General features: G+C 32.5%; 15 protein-coding genes. 4 read left to right on the top strand and 11 right to left on the bottom strand.

The window, feature by feature from the left end:
- Positions 1 to 3: 3 nt before the first annotated feature.
- From SMGD1_RS08870 to SMGD1_RS08855, 4 genes are all read right to left on the bottom strand, one after another.
- Positions 4 to 3,387 carry an ATP-binding protein gene (locus tag SMGD1_RS08870; RefSeq protein WP_008335851.1) on the bottom strand — a complete coding sequence of 1,128 codons (3,384 nt, stop codon included), beginning with the start codon at positions 3,385 to 3,387 and terminating at the stop codon, positions 4 to 6.
- Positions 3,388 to 3,450: 63 nt separating this feature from the next.
- On the bottom strand, positions 3,451 to 3,840 hold the full coding sequence (locus SMGD1_RS08865; RefSeq protein ID WP_008336500.1) for a DoxX family protein: 390 nt from the start codon (positions 3,838 to 3,840) through the stop codon (positions 3,451 to 3,453).
- Positions 3,827 to 4,663: a mechanosensitive ion channel family protein gene (locus SMGD1_RS08860; protein WP_008336444.1), complete on the bottom strand. Its 837-nt coding sequence runs from the start codon at positions 4,661 to 4,663 to the stop codon at positions 3,827 to 3,829. Before SMGD1_RS08860 ends, SMGD1_RS08865 begins: the two co-directional genes overlap by 14 nt.
- 9 nt (positions 4,664 to 4,672) lie before the next feature.
- Complete coding sequence (locus tag SMGD1_RS08855; protein ID WP_008335868.1) at positions 4,673 to 4,861, bottom strand: hypothetical protein; 189 nt, start codon at positions 4,859 to 4,861, stop codon at positions 4,673 to 4,675.
- Between the two features lie 39 nt (positions 4,862 to 4,900).
- Here SMGD1_RS08855 and SMGD1_RS08850 point away from each other — a divergent pair, with 39 nt between their 5' ends.
- A complete protein-coding gene (locus SMGD1_RS08850; protein ID WP_008336604.1) occupies positions 4,901 to 5,587 on the top strand; it encodes a response regulator transcription factor in 687 nt (228 codons plus the stop codon).
- 59 nt (positions 5,588 to 5,646) lie between these two features.
- A complete protein-coding gene (locus SMGD1_RS08845; RefSeq protein WP_008335221.1) occupies positions 5,647 to 6,024 on the top strand; it encodes a hypothetical protein in 378 nt (125 codons plus the stop codon).
- A gap of 61 nt (positions 6,025 to 6,085) precedes the next feature.
- Here SMGD1_RS08845 and SMGD1_RS08840 read toward each other — a convergent pair whose 3' ends face one another.
- The 7 genes from SMGD1_RS08840 to SMGD1_RS08815 are packed head-to-tail and all read right to left on the bottom strand — an operon-like array spanning position 6,086 to position 14,837.
- Positions 6,086 to 9,154 (bottom strand): efflux RND transporter permease subunit, encoded by a 3,069-nt coding sequence (locus SMGD1_RS08840; protein WP_008334965.1) that lies wholly within the window; start codon positions 9,152 to 9,154, stop codon positions 6,086 to 6,088.
- Positions 9,147 to 10,211, bottom strand: coding sequence for an efflux RND transporter periplasmic adaptor subunit (locus SMGD1_RS08835; RefSeq protein ID WP_008336169.1), 1,065 nt, complete (start codon positions 10,209 to 10,211; stop codon positions 9,147 to 9,149). The genes SMGD1_RS08840 and SMGD1_RS08835 overlap by 8 nt, the downstream gene beginning before the upstream one ends.
- The gene (locus tag SMGD1_RS08830; RefSeq protein ID WP_008336286.1) at positions 10,208 to 11,395 is read right to left on the bottom strand and encodes a TolC family protein; all 1,188 of its coding nucleotides are present in this window, start codon (positions 11,393 to 11,395) and stop codon (positions 10,208 to 10,210) included. Before SMGD1_RS08830 ends, SMGD1_RS08835 begins: the two co-directional genes overlap by 4 nt.
- A gap of 41 nt (positions 11,396 to 11,436) precedes the next feature.
- Complete coding sequence (locus SMGD1_RS08825) at positions 11,437 to 11,742, bottom strand: hypothetical protein (RefSeq protein WP_039919925.1); 306 nt, start codon at positions 11,740 to 11,742, stop codon at positions 11,437 to 11,439.
- Positions 11,743 to 11,791: 49 nt separating this feature from the next.
- Entirely contained in the window at positions 11,792 to 13,651 is a 1,860-nt protein-coding gene (locus tag SMGD1_RS08820) for a sensor histidine kinase (protein ID WP_008336331.1), read from the bottom strand.
- The gene (locus SMGD1_RS14645) at positions 13,648 to 13,794 is read right to left on the bottom strand and encodes a hypothetical protein (RefSeq protein ID WP_008341160.1); all 147 of its coding nucleotides are present in this window, start codon (positions 13,792 to 13,794) and stop codon (positions 13,648 to 13,650) included. Before SMGD1_RS14645 ends, SMGD1_RS08820 begins: the two co-directional genes overlap by 4 nt.
- The gene (locus SMGD1_RS08815) at positions 13,758 to 14,837 is read right to left on the bottom strand and encodes a DNA recombination protein RmuC (RefSeq protein ID WP_008335024.1); all 1,080 of its coding nucleotides are present in this window, start codon (positions 14,835 to 14,837) and stop codon (positions 13,758 to 13,760) included. The genes SMGD1_RS14645 and SMGD1_RS08815 overlap by 37 nt, the downstream gene beginning before the upstream one ends.
- 99 nt (positions 14,838 to 14,936) lie before the next feature.
- Here SMGD1_RS08815 and SMGD1_RS08810 point away from each other — a divergent pair, with 99 nt between their 5' ends.
- Together SMGD1_RS08810 and SMGD1_RS08805 are read left to right on the top strand one after the other, a co-directional pair.
- Complete coding sequence (locus SMGD1_RS08810; RefSeq protein ID WP_008335214.1) at positions 14,937 to 17,099, top strand: bacteriohemerythrin; 2,163 nt, start codon at positions 14,937 to 14,939, stop codon at positions 17,097 to 17,099.
- 55 nt (positions 17,100 to 17,154) lie between these two features.
- On the top strand, positions 17,155 to 19,323 hold the full coding sequence (locus SMGD1_RS08805; protein WP_008335687.1) for a bacteriohemerythrin: 2,169 nt from the start codon (positions 17,155 to 17,157) through the stop codon (positions 19,321 to 19,323).
- Positions 19,324 to 19,394: the final 71 nt, after the last annotated feature.

Genomic DNA, 19,394 nt, shown 5'->3' with positions numbered 1-19,394 from the left:
AATTTACATCACTTGATTTAAAATATCATCTATTGTCACTAATGCTTCATCTGTCAAAAAACTGTCTATCTCTTTTTTTAACTTCTTCAACTTTAAATCTCTTGCTTCATCTATACTTATGTTAAAAATATCCATACTGCCAGTATCAATATATGAGCCTTTTTTCAACTCTTCTTTTAGGAATAGCATTATTTTAATTATCTCTAGTTCGCTAAGTTTTTTTTCTATATTGTGCAAACTGGCATCTTTTTTAATATACTCATCTAAAACTCTCAACAATTCAGATGCATTTTTTTGCAGTTCTTGAAACTTTTCGTGAAGTTCTTCTTCTTTAAACTCAGACTCATTTAACTCTATCTCTCTAGCCATTTGCTCCATCTTCATTGCACTCACATTTCCACATGAACCTTTTATAGAGTGTGAATGAAGTTTTATACCTGAGTCATCTTTTTTCTCTATTGCCTCTTTTAGAGATTTTAGTGAGTTTTGTATATCATCTGCAAAGATCAGCAATACTTTTTTTAGAAGTTTTTCAGAACCTCCAAGGCGATTTAAAGCATTTTTCTCATCCCATAATAAGAGCTCTTTCTTGCTATTGTTTTCTACTTTATCTTTTTTCAATAACCACTTAGCGAGAGTGCTTCTGAGTAACTCTGGATCTAAAGGTTTCGATAAATAATCATCCATCCCGGCAATACTGCACTTTTCTTTATCTCCAGCCATAGCATTTGCAGTCATTGCAATAATTGGTATTGATATATATGCTTTTCCTGCTTTTGCATCTCTAATAGCCCTTGTTGTATCATAGCCATCTAGTTCTGGCATCTGGCAGTCCATCAAAACAACATCATACTTTTTAGCAGAGTCTTTTAGTAGTTCAAGAGCTTCTATACCATTATTGGCCACATCCGCATTTAGCCCAAAACTATTTAAAATTCCTTGTGCGACAATTTGATTTGTTTGGTTATCCTCAACCAATAAGACTTTTGTGTTTTTATCGAACTCAATATTATCTGCAATTGGTGTTTTTACCAACGATGAACTTTTGCTAAGTTTTACACCAATATCAACAGTGAATGTACTTCCATGTCCTAAATCACTTTTAACGTCTATCTTGCCACCCATCAAAGAACATAACTTTTGCACAATAGCAAGACCAAGTCCCGTTCCCCCATACTTTCTTGTGGTAGATGCATCTACTTGAGAAAATGATTCAAAAAGTCTATCCAGCTTATCGTTAGGTATACCGATTCCAGTGTCTGACATCTTTAGAATTAACCTTGCATTTACCTTGTCTACTAGAGTCAAACTTGCTTTTATAAGAACATGACCTTTTGATGTGAACTTAACCGCATTACCTACGATATTAAAAAGTATTTGACGTATTCGACCTAAATCCGCATTTATGATATCTGTTTTTATATCACTTGTATCTAGGATGACTTCAATACCTTTTTCTTGAGCTTTAATTGCTATAGTATCTCTAAAAGTTTCCAGTTCGTCACGAAGGTTAAAATCAATATTATCTAGCTCCATCTTTTCTGCTTCAAGTTTAGAAAAATCTAAAATATCGTTTATGAGAGTTAGAAGTGCTTTTGCACTGCCCTCAGCCAAAGATGCTTGACGCCTTTGAGTCTCATCAAGTTTAGTATTCATAAGTAAACCAAGCATACCTATAACACCGTTCATTGGCGTTCTTATCTCATGAGACATAGTTGCTAAAAACTCTGATTTTGCTTTTACACTTTCCTCTGCAATCTCATTTGCTTCTATAAGTTCTAACTCTGCAGCTTTTTTATCTGTTATATCAGTTCGAATTGCTACATAACTCTTTGGTTTGTTATTTTCATTCATAAATGGAACTATAGTTGTATCTACCCAGTAAAAATGTCCATCTTTTGCAATATTGCAAACTTCATCATGCCAAATTTTACCGCTTGAAACTGTTGCATACATATTATTCCAAAACTCCATACCATGAAGCCCTGAGTTAAGCAGGCGATGGTTTTTTCCTATCAACTCTTCTCTTGGATACCCGCTGATTTCTATAAACTTTTCATTTACAAATGTTATGGTGCCTTTTACATCTGTAATTGCAACAATAGAGTGTGCGTCAAGTGCAAACTTCTGTTCAGCAAGCTCTTGTAGTGCTTTTTTAGCCTCTGAAGTCTGTTCTTTTAATCGTTCTTCATTCTCTTTTAAAGAATAAATCATTATGTTAAATGCAGATTCCAGCTCTCCTATTTCCCCTTTACACCCAAGATTTAGACTTACATCTCGCTCACCTCTGGAGAATTTTATACTGGCATCCAATAGAGATTTAATAGGCTTAACTATACGACGGGATATAAAAAATGCGACTATCACAACGATAATCATAGTTATTATAAAGAAAATAAAAGCTTTATATGTTGCCTTATTTGCAATTTTATAAATACTTTCTTCATTAATTTCACTAAAAAGTATCCATTTTACACCTAGAACATCAACATTATCATACGTTCCTATTACGTCTTGTGAAAATGGATTTTTGTAACCAGACATAGTCTCTAGAGACTCTTCATTCTTGTGAGATATATACCACTCTTTTAAAACCAAAGCTTCAACTTTAGATCTATCGGTTAGAGATGCCATATCACTTATAAGTAATCCATCTGAGCTGAGAAGATAATTACTCGTTCTATTAACTCCATCATTAAAAAGTGAAGAGATACGCTCTGCTTTTAACTGAACAGCCATCACGCCAACTCGATTACCTTTATCATCAACTAATGGTGCAGTTAAAAAGCCTGTGATTACATTATTTGAAGGTTTGTAAAGTTCTAAATCAGAAAAATTAATTTTTCCGTCTTTAATTGTTTTAGAGTAAGACGCTGCAAATTTTGTTGAAGAATATTCACCTTCTAGCAGATTAGTGCCAAGGTCATCTTCTTGAGCTACTGTATAGAGAATATCACCTTCGTCATTAATCAAAAACAGGTCATAAATATAGTCATAATGTTTAACTAGTTTTAGCAGGTCATTCTGATTTTTATTCCGGATATCTACATAGTTATAAGTTTTTACAAACTCACTTAAGTTATTATTACTATTTTTATATTCCGATATAAGAAGAGTTAAAAAATCTATATTTGCTTTAGTTTGTGACCAAATTGATATATCAACTTTCCTATAGTAAAACCAGTTGTCAATAAACTTTTTTTCTAATTCTACTGAATGTTTCAGGTCTTCATAAGCAGCTTCTTTAAAACTTTTTACACTTATTGCATTACTCTCATACGAGATAATAAGCAGAGGAACTAATGATAAAAGTAAAAACCAAAAAAGGATTGAAAAGCCGAGTGATTTATACCAGACAACTCCACTTATTTTTGATTTACTTAACATTTGTTTTCCAAGCCTTTATATAAATAAATTTTATATAAACTCTACAGTAAAAAGTATAAAATATTACTTAGAATTAACGCTATAACGTCCTGAACCAAGTAAAAATACAGCTACTGAAAGTATCAGATAAAACAATGGAAGTTCAATAACAGGTGCGCCATGTTTTCCTAATGCAAGTAGTGATCCTCCATGAGCTAAAAAGATAGCCATAAGCATATTTAAAGCTAAAACTACTGAAGCAACTCTAGCATATAGTCCAAGGATTATAAAGATAGGCACTACTACTTCACCTACATAAACTCCATAAGCTAAGAACTCAGGAAGTCCTGCGTTTGTTGTAAGATACTTTACGCCACCTATGCCATTTATGATTTTGTCAACACCATGAAATAACATCATGATACCAAGACTAAGTCTAATAATTAACTTTGCTATATCGCTATTTTGAAACACTATCTTCTCCTAAAACTCTAATCTCTCTTTGAGGGAACGGTATTGTAATATCTGCACTGTTTAATGCTTTTAAGACTTTTATATTTACATCATATTGTGTTTTAAAAAAACTCTTTGTAGGAGCCCAGTATCTGTAAGCTATATCTACTGAGCTGTCGTTAAATCTCTCTACTCCGACAATCGGTTCATTTTCACTGCTTACATCTTTTTGAGAGAGTACAACATCTTTTATCGTACTTATTGCTTTTTCAACATCACTGTCATAAGCCACACCGACATTTCCTTCAACTACACGATAAGAAAATGAATTTACCAAAACATCACCTATCATATACTTGTTTGGTATAGTTATCTGCTCACCATCTTCATTTCTTAGTGATGTATATGAAAGTTTTATATCTTCCACTTCTCCATAAACATCGTGTACAGTTATTGTATCACCTATCTTAAATGGCTTAGTAAGAACAAGCACAATACCAGCAGCAAAGTTTGAGACACTTCCTTGAAGAGCCAGTCCAGCTGTAAGAGAAATTGCACCAAGAGCAGCTATGAAAGGGGCTATAGAGATGCCCAGTTTTCCAAGGGCCAATATTGCCATAATTGCAACAACTAAAAATCTTACAAAATTAGCAACAAATCCACTTAAAGTCTCATCTATCTTATTGTTTATCATAACTCTTAAAACAAATTTTTGAACATATCTAGAGACAAAAATACCAATAATAATTATTATTAAGGCACCGAGAATCTGAAAAGAGTAGTTAGCGATAAACTCTATTACTATATTGTAAAACTTATTGACTTCTTCTAGTTCTTTATCCATTATTTACTCCTATTTCTCTTGTCTAAATCTACAGCTGCCCACAGTTATAGTCTTTCCACTTTTTATAGCCTCTTTTACATACAGAAGCGTACCCTTTGGATCTGCATCTCCAATCTCCTCTTCTATCATCCTAAGAAGATCAGCCTCTTTTGTTGTTGTCCATGTTTTTTCGTAGTTGTATTGTGTTTGTATATTCATAGTAGTATAATATCTAAAAATAGGTTTTAGGGGCAACAGATGAAAGATATGTTAAAAAATTTCACCGTTCTTTATGTCGAAGATGAAGATATGGTCAGAAAAAGTGCTGTTGAGTACCTTGAACGCGTTGCTAAAGAAGTACTCCAAGCAAAAGACGGCAAAGAAGCTATTAAAGTTTGGAGAGAACATAAACCTGACATCATAATCACTGACATAAGCATGCCACGCCTCAACGGCATTGATATGGCAAGCTATATAAGAGCTCACGATAAAGATGTCCAGATTATTATAGCAACTGCTCATTCTGACACAGAATACCTGCTAAAAGCTGTTGAACTTCAGCTTGTAAAATACATCATCAAACCTATAACAAAAGAGAAACTTATCGGTGCATTGGAAAAATCAATAGAACTTATAGAAGATAAAAGTAAGTTTAACCTACCACTATCTCCAACGGCCCAATATAATGCTTATGAAAAGATTATCTATGATGATGGCAAAGAGATTAAGCTAACAAAGAATGAGACTCTATTTTTAGATCTTTTAGCTCATCACCATACAAGAGTTGTTAAGTATGAAGAGATTGAGAGTTCTATTTGGGCATATGAAGGAATGAGTCAAGATGCTATTCGCTCATTAGTGCGTGGGTTAAGAAAAAAAGTACCACAAGATTGTATCGAGAACATATCCGGAAGCGGATATAAACTACATATATACAGTGAGTAATTTTAACAAAACATAAAAATATGTTATAATATACTTATAAATACTATAAGGAGGACTTTATGATTAAACAATTTTTAGATTTAACAGATATGTTTTTGTGCAATAGCGTAAGAGATATATTTGAAAAAGTTGAAGATAAGCACAGAAATAAAAATGTGGATGTTAACATCTCTCAAGAGCTTAAAAACTTTGAAGCCAATCCTCTTACTTGTGTGGTTGGTTGTGATACAAAGTTTGAGACAAACATTAAACTTCAAGTGAAAATGATGCTTGGTATATTTTTTGTAGCTATCCCGCTTTTGGGATTTTTAGCACTTTCATATATCTTGGGTATGCCATCTAGTTATGCGTTTGTATTTACGTTTATTGTGGCGATGCTCGCAACTAGCAGAATTGATGAAATTGCTAAAAGATATGTTAGCACTAGAGCATTATAAATAGCTCAGTAATAAACTTTTTTTCGCTTATCAGTAAATCTGATAAGCGAACTTCTAATATCTACTCGCTCTTTTTCAAAACAAACTTATGATACAAAATTGGCAGTAATACCAGAGTCAAAAATGTAGATGACACTAAACCGGTTATGATAACAATGGCCAGTGGTTTTTGTATCTCAGAACCTGGACCTGTTGCAAAAAGCATAGGAATAAGTCCAAGCGCTGCAATAGATGCAGTCATAAGAACGGGACGAAGTCTTCTAATCGAACCAATAGTAACCAATTCTAAAGAGTCTTTTACACTCTGTTTTAAATAATTAAAATAGTTGAGCATAACCACACCGTTTAAAACCGCTATACCCATTAGAGCAATAAATCCAACTGTAGCCGGAACACTCATATACTCACCAGTAAAGTAGAGTCCAAATACCCCACCAATCAAGGCAAAAGGAATATTTAGAAGAACTAAAAATGCCTGTAGAGATGACTTAAATGTAATGAGCAATAATATAAACACAAGTCCTATGCTTAGTGGTACAATTATAGATAATCTTTTTGAAGCTCTTTGCTGGTTTTTATATTCTCCTGCGTACTCAATAAAATAGCCTTGAGGTAAATCTATAGAGGTTTCTATCTTAGCACTTAGTTCATCAACAAAACCAACAAGGTCACGACCCACAACATTTGTCTGCACCAAACTTTTTCTCATACCATTCTCATGATTTATCTGAACAGGTCCTTGTGTCATTTTAAAATCAACCAACTCATTTATCTCAACACTGTTTCCATTACTCAGTACATATTGTAAGTCTATATTTGTACTCATGCTAGTTTGAAGATTTTTATCGCCCTTTATCATAAGAGGTATTCGTCTCAGCTCTTCTTGTATAATGCCGACTTCAATACCATTTACACTTGCCTGAAGATAAGATGAGAGTTCATCTCTGCTAACTCCATACCTAGCCATAGCTTCATCTTTAAACTCTACTTCCCAATACGCAACACCATCATTTGCTTTTTTATAGACATCGCTGCTTCCTTTTATGGACTCTGTGATTTTTACCACATCACCGGCGATGCTCTCAAGCTTCACGGTATCTCCTCCATAAATATTTACAACAATATCACCGCGTGAACCACTTAACATCTCTGATATTCTCATAGCAATAGGCTGAGTAAATCCATACTCTATACCAACAAACTCATCAAGAACTTTTCTAAACTCATCAAGAAGCCACTCATTTGAAGGAACCCTCCACTCATCTTTTGGCTTTAAAACCAAAAACGTATCTGTATCATTTAGACCCATTGGATCAAGTCCAATCTCATCACTACCGCCACGTGCGACTATTGATATAATCTCAGGGACTTCTCTCATAAGTGACTGCTGAATCTTAAGATCAATATCTTTACTAGCATCTAATGAAATAGATGGATTTTTTTCTATACCGATAATAACATTACCCTCATCTAGTGTCGGCATAAAAGTCTTACCTACTTGAGTGTAAGCGCCAACAGCCGCCAGCCATAAAACAGCAGCTACTATGAAAACAATCTTCTGATGTTTTAGAGACCACTTTAAGATAGTCTCATATCTATTTTCCAAAAATACCATAAGTGGTACTTTTGCATGTGGAGTCTGTTTTAATACATAAAAACTTACTACCGGGATAAAAGTAAGCGCTAAGATTAGTGATGAAGTTAGAGCGAATACTATACTAAGAGCAACTGGTACAAAAAGTTTACCCTCTAGTCCTTCTAGCGTCAACAGTGGTAAAAAAACTATGATGATAATTAAAATACCTATAAAAACAGGGCTTGCAACCTCTTTTGCGGAACTCATCACCAGTCTTAATTTAGGCTCATTTTTATACTTTTTATCATATAGATGCTCACTAATATTTTCAACCATTACAACTCCTGCATCTACGAGCATTCCAATTGCAATGGCTAAACCACCAAGACTCATCAAGTTTGCAGTGATTCCAAAGTAACCCATTGCGATGAACGTCATCATCCCTGCAAAAGGCAGAATTATTGCAACACTAAATGCAGATGCAAAGTTTCCTAAAAACAGGTACAAAATAATCACTATTAAAACCAAAGCTTCTAAAAGTGCCATTGAAACAGTATTTATAGCTTTAGAAACTAAGTCTGAGCGATCATAAAATATATTTAGAGTTGTACCCTTTGGCAGCTCTTTTTCTATCTTTTTAAGTTCTTCTTTTACTCTTTTTAAAACCCCTGATGTGTCAACACCTTTTCTTGAGAGTATAAGACCTTGAACAGCTTCTTCTTTGCCATCTTTTGTCACAAAACCAGCTCTTGTAAGCGAACCTATCCTAACTTCTGCAATATCTGAAACTCTGATATTTCTGCCATTTTCATATTTTAGAATTAAATTTGAAATATCTGGTATATCTTTAAGTCTTCCTTCTGAGCGGATAAAAAGACTTTGTTCACCAATAGATAATCTTCCTACTCCATCATTTTTATTGTTCTCACTAAGAACTGCTTGTAATGACTTCATATTTATTTTATATAGTTTCATTTTTGCAAAATCTGGAACGATTTCATAGGTCTTTACATATCCACCAAGTGCATTTGTATCTGCAACACCATCAATAGAACGTATTCTTTTATTTATAACCCAGTCAAGAAGTGTTCTCTTTTGCATCAGATCAAGTGTATCAGACTCAATCGTAAACATCAAAACTTCACCAAGAGGCGTGGTAATCGGAGCCAAGCCACCTGTTACATTTGAAGGAAGTGAATCTTTCACTTCACTAAGTCTTTGTGCCACCTGCTGTCTTGCCCAGTAGATATCTACTTTATCTGCAAAGTCAATTGTAATGTCACAGATGCCATATTTTGAGAGTGATCGCACAATCTTCTGATCTGGAATACTCTGCATATTCTGCTCAACAGGAATCATTACCCGTGCTTCCATCTCTGCAGGTGTCATACCAGGAGCTTTTAAAATAATTTTTACCTGTGTTGGTGCAACATCAGGGTAAGCATCTACGGGTAATTTTAGCATTGAATATGCGCCAAAGAAAAGAACTGCCGTTGCTACTAAAAGGACTAATACTCTCTGCCCTAGTGCAAAGCTAATTAATTTTTCACTCATCTGGAGTTTCCATAGCACCTAGAAGTGCTGATGTTGAGCTGACTGCTAAAGCATCTCCTGCTTTTAAATCAGAATTAACAATATAACAAGAAGGCCCCTCTTTAATAATAGTAACACTTACAACTTCAAATCCGCTAGCCACTTTTTTAAAAACATAAGAGCTATTTTCTTCAAAAACTAAACCACTTTTTTTTATTTTTACTGCTCCGCTAATCTTTTTTGTAATCTCTACAGAGTAGATTCTGTTTATCATAATATCTTTGGCACTATCTATCATAGCTCTTACTTGCACTGACTGTGACTCACTGTTTACTACATTTCCTATTGCAGTTATTGTCGCGCTATATGATGAAAACAGACACTTGTCTCCAATAGAAATATTGTTTATAGATTTAACAGGAACACTAAGTTCTAAAAATCTTTTTCCATCTGCGAAGATACTCATCATACTACGGTTGGATTCTACAGTTTCACCAATATTTACATCTATTTTATTTATGATGCCATCTCTTGGAGCAAGAATATTTATCTGCATGATAGGCTGATAATTTTTCTGGATTCTTTGTAGCATTTCTACGCTCAAGCCACTTGCAAGAAGTTCATTTGCACTGAGTTTAACTCTTAAATCTATACTCTGCTTCTCTTGAAATGATTCTAAAAGTTTTTTGTGTGAGATTATTCCTTCATTCTGAAGTTTTTGATTTCTTTCATAGTTTTTATCTATGTTTTTACTCTCTATGAGTGCCTTTATATATTTCTCTTGAAGATTTAAAAGCTCATTACTCTTAAGAGTTAAAAGTTTTTCTCCTTTTTTTACATGATCTAACTTTCTTACATATATATTTGTTACAACGGCTTCTACTGTTGAACCGATAGATATAACATCTCTTTTATCTAGTGCAACAATTCCATTATAAGGTCCAACAGTGATCGAATCAACAATTGTGACTTCTTGCGTTTTTACACCCAAATCAGCTTGTTGTTTTTTTGATATCTCTATAATTTGAGCCCCAAATAGACTCAGACTAACAACTAATAAAGTAAATAATTTTTTCATAATTTTTCTCCTAAATCTAAGTCAGCTTTTTTATAAAGTTCAAAAAGCTCATAGTAGTAATTTTTTTTGATTTCTAGCATCTCTAACAAGTTTTCTGAATAAGATCTTGTTGCATCCAGGTACTCCATTATCGTACCCTCTCCCTCAGACAAAGCAGATTTTGCAAGTTGTCTAAGCTCTAAACTCATTGGTAATATCTCTTGATTTAACAGAGTATATTCATCATATAGAGTTCCTACTTTTAGTTGTAAAGACTTTGAAGCGTTAATAATTTCTGAAGTAAGAGCATCTTTGGCAGCTGAAAGTGATGAGTTTTTATGCAGATACTCAGCTTGTTGTTTTTGAGTTTGTGAAGTCACCGCACCAAGTGGGATGCTAAGCCCGAATGTATAACGCGTTTTATCTAACTCTTTTTCATATAGAACTTCATAGCCAATAGACTTAAATGATGAGTTATAAACATCATAAAAAGATTTCACTGAGTTTTGTTGATACGTGATCTCTTTTATTTCACCATGTTCATCGATGTTGTTTAATTTTACATCCTTAGATATTTTAAGTAAATCATCACATGAGAGTTCGTCAATTTTCAAATTATCAGCAGCCTCTTGAAGATATGACAACTCTGCTAAATAAGATCTCTTGTGAGAGACTACTTTTTGTTGTAGCTTTACCAAGTCTAGCTTATTAAAAAGAAGACTTTTTTTTGAAATTTCTCCTAAATCATAAGCGCGTTGGAGTTGATTAAATCTACTGCTCTGCTCTTTAAAAAGTTCCTCTGCCCTATCACTCATCTCTTTTGAAGTACAAGCTGAGTGATATCTTGAAGAGACTTCTAATGTAAGAACATGAAGCTCATGTTTTGATTTTTGCTTTATAGCTTTTGTTAAAGAGTCAGTAGCTCTATCTTTACTGGAAGATGAAAATGGATGAGCCAAATTTTGAGAGATGCCAAGAGAGTACTCTACACCATCATTTGCTGTCTCATCAGCGTGAGAGATGCTAAGGCCAAGTTCAGGTGCTTCTTGTGTTGAAAACAGCTCATTTTTAGCTATATCTGAATAAGTTCTTTGTGTTATGGAAAGTGTTTTTTTGCTCTTTTGCAGTGAGTCTAAAATTTCTGACAAGTTTTGAGCATCTGCATTTAGCGCAATAAAAAACACTAAAAATAGTTTTAGTTTCATGGTTTAACCTTTTTTTTAAATAATATATAAATAGAAAAAAGTTAGCTTAGAGGGGGTCTTTGTGGAACTTGGTTAACATTGGAGATTAATGTTAATAGTAAGTTTGAAGGTTTTATATCTGATAATTTTTCTTGCATCGTTAATTCTGCTTCACAATTAAAAGCCAGTATTGTGTGAATAGCATCATGAATATGAGCCTGTGCTTCCATTGAAGTCTCATCATGGTCTAGATGATAAACTTCATACTTCATATTGATATGATGATCTACAACGACGTAGTCATGCATCACAAAAAAAGCGAATGTGAAAAGTAAAACCGATAATATCTTATTTTTAATTGACTTCATATATGCGAATTCTATACTAAAATAAACAACAAATAATTAAAAAGTAAAATTAGATCTCAATCTTAAAACAGGCACCATCTTTAGAGTTACTTACACTTAACTTACCATCCAAATGCTCTTCTATAATCATTTTTGACATATATAGCCCCAAGCCTGTTCCACTCTGCTTATCTTTTGTAGAAAAGTAAGGATCAAATATCTTATCTTTGATTTTCTCATCCACTCCACCACCATTATCACACACTTCAACAATAAGTTTGTCTTTCTCACATCTGGATGTGATTATTATTTTTGGATTTTCAATCTTTTTATCGACTAATATGTCTTTTGCATTTTTAATAAGGTTTAGCATTACTTGAATGAACTCATTTTTATATATATGAGTTAGATCTCTTCCGTATGATTCTAGCTCTACTTCAACTCCACTGACTTCTAGTGACTTTTGCATAAGAGATACACTCGTATGTACAACATCACTAACAAGAACAAACTCTTTATCTTTATCTGGTCTAAAGTAATTTCTAAAATCATCTATAGTTACAGACATAAATTCTAAAAGAGTATTTCCTTCTTTTAGCTTCTCATCAAGATACTCTTTTGTCAATTCTTTATATTCATAAGCAGAGTCAATATTCATAAACAGATATGACATCTGATTCAGTGGCTGCCTCCACTGATGGGCAATCATACTTAGCATATCTCCCATTTCTGCCATTTTAGACTGCTGTATAAGCATTTTGTCTTTTTGCCTATGAGCTCTTAATCCATCATATACTCTTTGCTCTAGTGACTCATTTAGCTTTTCGAGCTCATCTGTTCTTTTTTTTACTTCAAGTTGATATTGAGAAAATATTTGATTAATTTTTCTTGATAACAATAGTGAAAGGATTGCAACAAAAATAACAATAGATCCAGAAGCCTTTATGATAAACTTTAACTCATTATCAAGAATCTCTTCCAGCTCAGTCTGTTTTTTTAACTCTTTTTTACTCATTTTAGAAATTTCAAATCCATATACCAAGTACCAATCAAGTGGTTCATAATACTTTGAGTAGTAGTAATAACCATCTAATTGATCTTTGTACCAAGTAGGTTCTTTAGATAGATTTTTACTTATAACCTCCAGAGATTCATCTCCTAAAAATGTCCGCATTTTCTTAGATAAAAAGATAGGCTTTCTATCATCATAAAGCCCCATAAAATCTACACTGTCCATAGGTACACTTTTCACCATTCCTAAAAGCGATGTTTTGAGAGCATCTCTTTTTTGTACAACATTTGTAGATGATCCTATATACCAGTCGTACATATCTAAGTTTTTAACTAAGATAATCTGCTTTCCGGCACCTGTGTAAAAGTTGCTTTCTAAAAATCCTTCACCCTCTTTTCTAACTTTTTGTATCTCTTCTAAAACTATAGACCTTCCATCAACATCTTCATATGCACTAATATTCTTTTGATTTAGTAGTGAACTTCTTGAGAGTATAGTGTTTCCATTAAAATCAGCTATAAAAATATAATCTTTTTGTGTATTGTAAGTCATTTGATTAAGAGCATCTACTATACGCTCTTTAATCTCATGGTTTGCTTTTTTACCTTCATACTTCTCATAGATAAATCTTGCACTTTTGTAAGCCATATCTACTCTTGCTTGTAGTTGTACTTTTATATCTTCATCCACTCTATTGTTTTTGTAATCAAAAAGAAGGTTAAGCTGTTCTACCCATATCTCACTCTTTGCTTTTTTGGATTCAACATGCTCTTTTATAGAACCCTCTTTTACCTTATGAAAATACGCATTTACTTTCTCTATATAAAAGGTAGTGATAAAAAAACTTGCAGTTAATACCAGCGCAAGCGGAACTACAACAATAAGATAGGGAATGATTCTTTTTTCATTTATTTTCATGATTCATCTTCACTTGAAATATTTAACAATTTTTTTGGTTTAAGACCAAGTTCAACCATATTTTCAGCACGCTTTATTATATTGCCCTTACCTGTTTTTAATCTTTTTATAGAAGTGTCATAAGCATCTTGAGCTTTTTGCAAATGAGTACCGATTTTATATATTTCTTCACAAACAAAACAAGTTTATCATACATAGCTTCTGCCTCATTTGCAATTTTCTTTGCATGCTCCTCTTGTCTTTGTGTACGCCAGATATGTTCTATAGTTCTTAAAGTAACTAAAAGAGTTGATGGAGACACTACTAGTATATTACTATCGTATGCTCGTTTAAAAAACTCTCCATCTGCTTCAAGAGCTAGCAAAAAAGCTCCCTCTATCGGCATAAACAAAAGTACAAAATCAAGAGTGTTAACACCTTCTAATCTCTCATATTCTTTGGAACTTAAATCTTTTATATGTCCAGCAATTGAACTGATATGCTCCTTAAGTGCTAATGCTTTAGCATCTGGATTTTCTTGGCTCATAAATCTTTCATAGGCAACAAGAGAAACCTTCGAATCTATTATAATATCTCTATCCTGCGGCATGTGAATAATTACATCAGGACGATATATTTTTCCATCTCCTGATTTTAAAGTAGCTTGTGTCTTGTACTCCATCCCTTCACGAAGACCTGACTCCTCAAGTATTCTTTCTAGGACTATTTCACCCCAGTTACCCTGTGTTTTATTCTCACCTTTTAGAGCATTTGTTAAGTTTAGTGCTTCTTGAGATAGCTGAGCATTCATCTCTTTTAGACGAACAAGTTCATCCTTTAAAAGATGTCTCTCTTTAGCCTCATAACTAAACTGTTCACGTGACTGAGTTGAAAAATTTGTAATCTGTTCACGAAATGGACGAAGAAGCATCTCAAACTGCTCTTTATGGGTATGGTTAAACTTTTTTGATTTATCTTCAAATATCTGATTTGCAAGTAGTTTAAACTCTTTAGAGAGCTCCTCTTTTGCATTTTGCATAATTTCTAATTTTTCTTTAGAGGATCTTATCTCATGTTCATAACTGCTGCTCAATACTGCATAGCTGAGGCGTAAATTATTTTTCTCTTGAAGAGTTACTAAGTAGAGATAGAGCAAGATTAAAATAATTACACCACCAGATATTAAAAGTATTAAATACAGATCCATTAAACCACCTATTTATTTTTTAGGAAAAATTATACTACATTTGTATTGCCTCATGCCATATAACAGTCTATCTTTACATAATTATGTTAAAATCATGTTATGATAGAATGGAATGAAGGTCTAAGCCTTGGGATAAAAGCCCTTGACGATGACCATAAAAAACTTTTAGATATTATTAACGAACTCTCACATGCAATAAGTAATGATGAAGCTAAAAAATTTATAGAAAGCATCTTTGATGAGTTACAAAACTATGCAACAGATCATTTTCATAGAGAAGAAGAGCTACTTAAAAAATGTGGGTGTAAAAAACTAGATGAACATATAAAACAACATCTCATATTTAGCAAAAAGATTCCTGATCTAAAAGCAAAATTTCTTCTCTCTAAAGAGCCTTATAATGCAGAAGAAATAAGTTTTTTCTTGACAGACTGGTTATTTAACCATATTATTGAAGAAGATATTCCTGCTATAACTATGTTTGAGAAATGTGGTCTAACTAAGGAAAAAAAGGAAAAAAGCAATTTTCTAACAAAAATCATCACAAAAACTACTAATAAATTCAGCTTCACAAGAAGAATACTTTTATCAGCATTAACTCCATTAATAGGAATGCTGCTTTTTGGAACAATTATTTTACTTAACAATTATAATAAATATGAAGATATGAGAAAAACTTCTGCTATTACTAATATCATCTCAAATATAGATGAGTTAGTTCATACAATTCAAATAGAAAGAGGTTTAAGTAGTGGTTTTCTAACATCAGCACAAGATAAGTTCAAAGACACTTTAAATGTTCAAAGAACTATTGTTGATATGGCAACAAATGAGTTTCTTGAAAAGATAAAAACTACTGAGATAAAAAACATCTATGAGATTCAACCATATATAAATACTTTTAAAACTGATATCTCATCTATTAATAAACTTCGAAAAGATATTGATGGTAAAGTAATTTCTCAAGCTAGGACTATAGACAAATATACAAGTATGATTGGAAATATTCTAAGCATTACTCCAAAAGTGGCATTCTTAAATCTTGATAGAGAAGTTTCTTCTTCAATTGCCACATTATCATCTATTCAGCACTTAAAAGAGTCTCTTGGGCAAGAGAGGGCTTTTGGAACAATGATAATTGAACAAAAGGACGCAACGTTAAAAGAGTATATAACTTTCACAAGACTCATCGGTACGCAAAAAGCTTTTTTAAGCACCTTTGCACATACAGCTAGTGGATCGCAAAAACATACAAATAAGATGTTAAGAGATTCAAATATTGCCAAACAGGTAAGATTATATGAAGATAGCATTGAGATTCATGACTTTAAAAATTTAGACACAGAGATTTGGTTTAAGTCAATGACTACATATATAAACAAAATCAAACTCTTTGAAGATGAACTTCTTTCAGATATAAACATTTTAATAGAAAAAAGAATTAATGATACTATCAGGAATCTTCTTCTATGGCTTTCATTCACAACAGCTATTTTGGTTATTACCCTTTCAATTTTATATACATTCAAAAAAAGTACAAAATTTCAAATTTATCAACTAACAAATGCTATGAAAGATTTAGCAACTGGAGGAAGATCTCTTAGACTCTCTCCTATACATGTAAAAAGAGATGAACTGGCATATATGTACGATGCGTATGAAACAACAAGACAGAAACTTCTCAAAGGTGATATATATACACAACTCTATTTAAATAAAAAAGAAATGGAGATTCAAAGCCATCAAAGAGAGAATGTAAAACTTGAAGTGATGGCATTTATTGATCCTTTAACCGGAGCAGTAAATCGTCGTAAATTTGAAGAATTATCAATGCAAGAGTTAGAGCGCTCAAATCGTTACAATAGTGATTTAAGCTTTTTAATGCTTGATATTGACCACTTTAAAAGCATAAATGACACCTACGGCCATGCTGCAGGAGATGAAATACTTAAGCATTTTGCGTCTATATGTTTAGATATGGCTAGGAGCCTGGATATTGTTGCAAGAGTTGGCGGTGAAGAGTTTGTAGTCATGCTACCAGAGACTACTATAGATGGTGCTTACATATTTGCTGAGAGATTTCGTAAAGAAATTTACACTTCAGAAGTAACCGTAGATGAGCAAATAATAAAATACAGTGTAAGTATCGGTATAGCTATTTTAGACAATGATAAAGATGTGAAAGATATTCTACAAAGGGCTGACAAAGCTCTATACAAAGCTAAAGAATCAGGAAGAAACTGCACAATTGTCTACAAATAAAACATCCTTTTTTTGCTTTAACAACTCTATGATATTTATTACAATATAATCTACTATGATAAATTGGAATGATGGGTTAAACATTGGCGTCAAAAAGTTAGATGACGACCATAAAAAAATATTAAATATAATAAACACCCTCTCAGTAGCAATAAGAGATGATGAAGCAGAATCTGTCATAGACAGCATCTTTGATGATTTAGAAAAGTATACGAAAATACACTTTGACAGAGAAGAGATTTTTTTAAAAAAATGTAATTATCCAAAAATCAAAGAACGGATAGAGCATCATAGCGCTTTAATCAAGAAATTTCCGGAGCTAAAAACTAAGCTCACAAATTCACTAAACACTGAAAATGCACAAGAGGTCAGTTATTTTTTAACAGATTGGCTATTTAATCATATTATCGAAGAAGACATTCCTGCAACAGATACTTTTGAAAAATGTGCTCTATCAAAGAGGCATGTACTCAAGCAATCAATACTAAAGCGAATAATCAATAAAACAACTAAGGCATTTAGTTTTACAAAACGAATATTTTTATTGTCTGTTATTCCACTTACAGGAATGCTGATTTTTGCCTTTATTCTTCTTTTTAATGACTATAGCAGATATGAAGATATTAAAAAAACATCAAGTTTTACTCATATTATCTCAAATATAAATGAATTAGCCCATTCACTACAAATTGAAAGAGGTTTAAGCTCCGGATACATATCTTCATCTCAAAGTAAATTTAAAGACACTCTCAACAAACAAAGAATAATTGTTGATAAATCAATAAAGTCATTTAATAATAAGCTTATGAGCGTACATGGTGATAAACTTTTAGTTATTAGTCCTTTTATAGAAACATTTATAAAAGATATAGATAGTCTCAATAATTTTCGAAAAAAAATTGATGCCAATACTGTGTCTCAGAGCAGCATAATAAATTTCTACACAGAAATAATCAGAAATATTTTAGGCATAACCTCTAAAATGGCAATTTATAATCTTGATAAAGAAATTTCTTCATCCATATCTTCTCTCTCGTCACTCTTACAGTATAAAGAATCCTTAGGTCTAAAAAGAGCATATGGAACGATGCTTATAGAAAATAATGAGATATTAAATAAAGAAAAATATATCAAGTTTATTCAACTATCAGGTTCGCAAAGCACTCTTTTAAACAATTTCAATCATACCGCTACAGCACTTCAAAAAGATAAACTAAATTCAATAATAAACTCAAATATCTCCAATAAAATTTATAATATTGAAAATAGTATAAAAAATCATAATTTTCAAGATGTAAATTCTGTAATTTGGTTTGAATCTATGACAGAACTTATAAATGGTATGAAAATATTTGAAGATAAACTTACAAATGAAATTAACATGCTTATTAGAAATGAACTAGAAGATGCTACAGATAAGCTGTTTAAGTGGATTTTATACTCTAGTATTATTTTCGTTTTAACTGTTATTATAATATACGTGTTTGAACAGAGTTCAAAAAATGAAATCTATCAATTGATAGATGCTATGAAGCATTTGGCACGCGGAGGAAGAACACTTAAACTCAAATCTACAAGTACAAATGATGAAATGGCTAAAATGTACAGCGCTTATGAAACAACAAGGCAAAAACTTTTACAAGGTGATATGTATACCCAACTCTACTTAAGTAAAAAAGAATTAGAAATTCAAAGACATCAAAAACAAAATCTAAAACTGGAAAAAATAGCATTCATTGATATTTTAACAGGAGTTCTAAATCGTCGCAAGTTTGGTGAAATATCAAACAAAGAGATAGAGCGCTCTACTAGATATGGAAGGAATTTGAGCTTTTTAATGCTCGATATCGACAATTTTAAGTCACTTAACGATACCTATGGCCATGCACTTGGAGATAAGGTTCTTCAGCATTTTTCTTCAACATGTTTAAATATGGCCAGAAGTATAGATGTTATTGCTCGTATTGGCGGAGAAGAGTTTGCTATTATGCTTCCGGAAGTAGATGCTGAAGGTGCTTACTTATTTGCAGAGAGATTTCGTGAAAAAATTTATTCTTCCCAAGTGCATATAGAAGATAAAATTATCAAGTATAGTGTTAGCATCGGTATTGCTACTTTAGATGGAGATAAAGATAAAGAAGTAAAAGACATTTTACAAAAAGCCGACAAGGCTCTATACAGAGCTAAAGAGTCTGGAAAAAACTGTAGTATCATCTATACCTAGACTTTTTGTATTAGCTTTTTCTACACAATATAAACTTAAATTATTTTAAGTTTTACCAACTTCAAGATAAA

The sequence above is a fragment of the Sulfurimonas gotlandica GD1 genome, assembly GCF_000242915.1.
Lineage (GTDB): Bacteria > Campylobacterota > Campylobacteria > Campylobacterales > Sulfurimonadaceae > Sulfurimonas > Sulfurimonas gotlandica.
The sequence above is the reverse complement of the archived record's forward strand: the minus strand, read 5'-3'. Positions and strand labels throughout refer to the sequence as shown.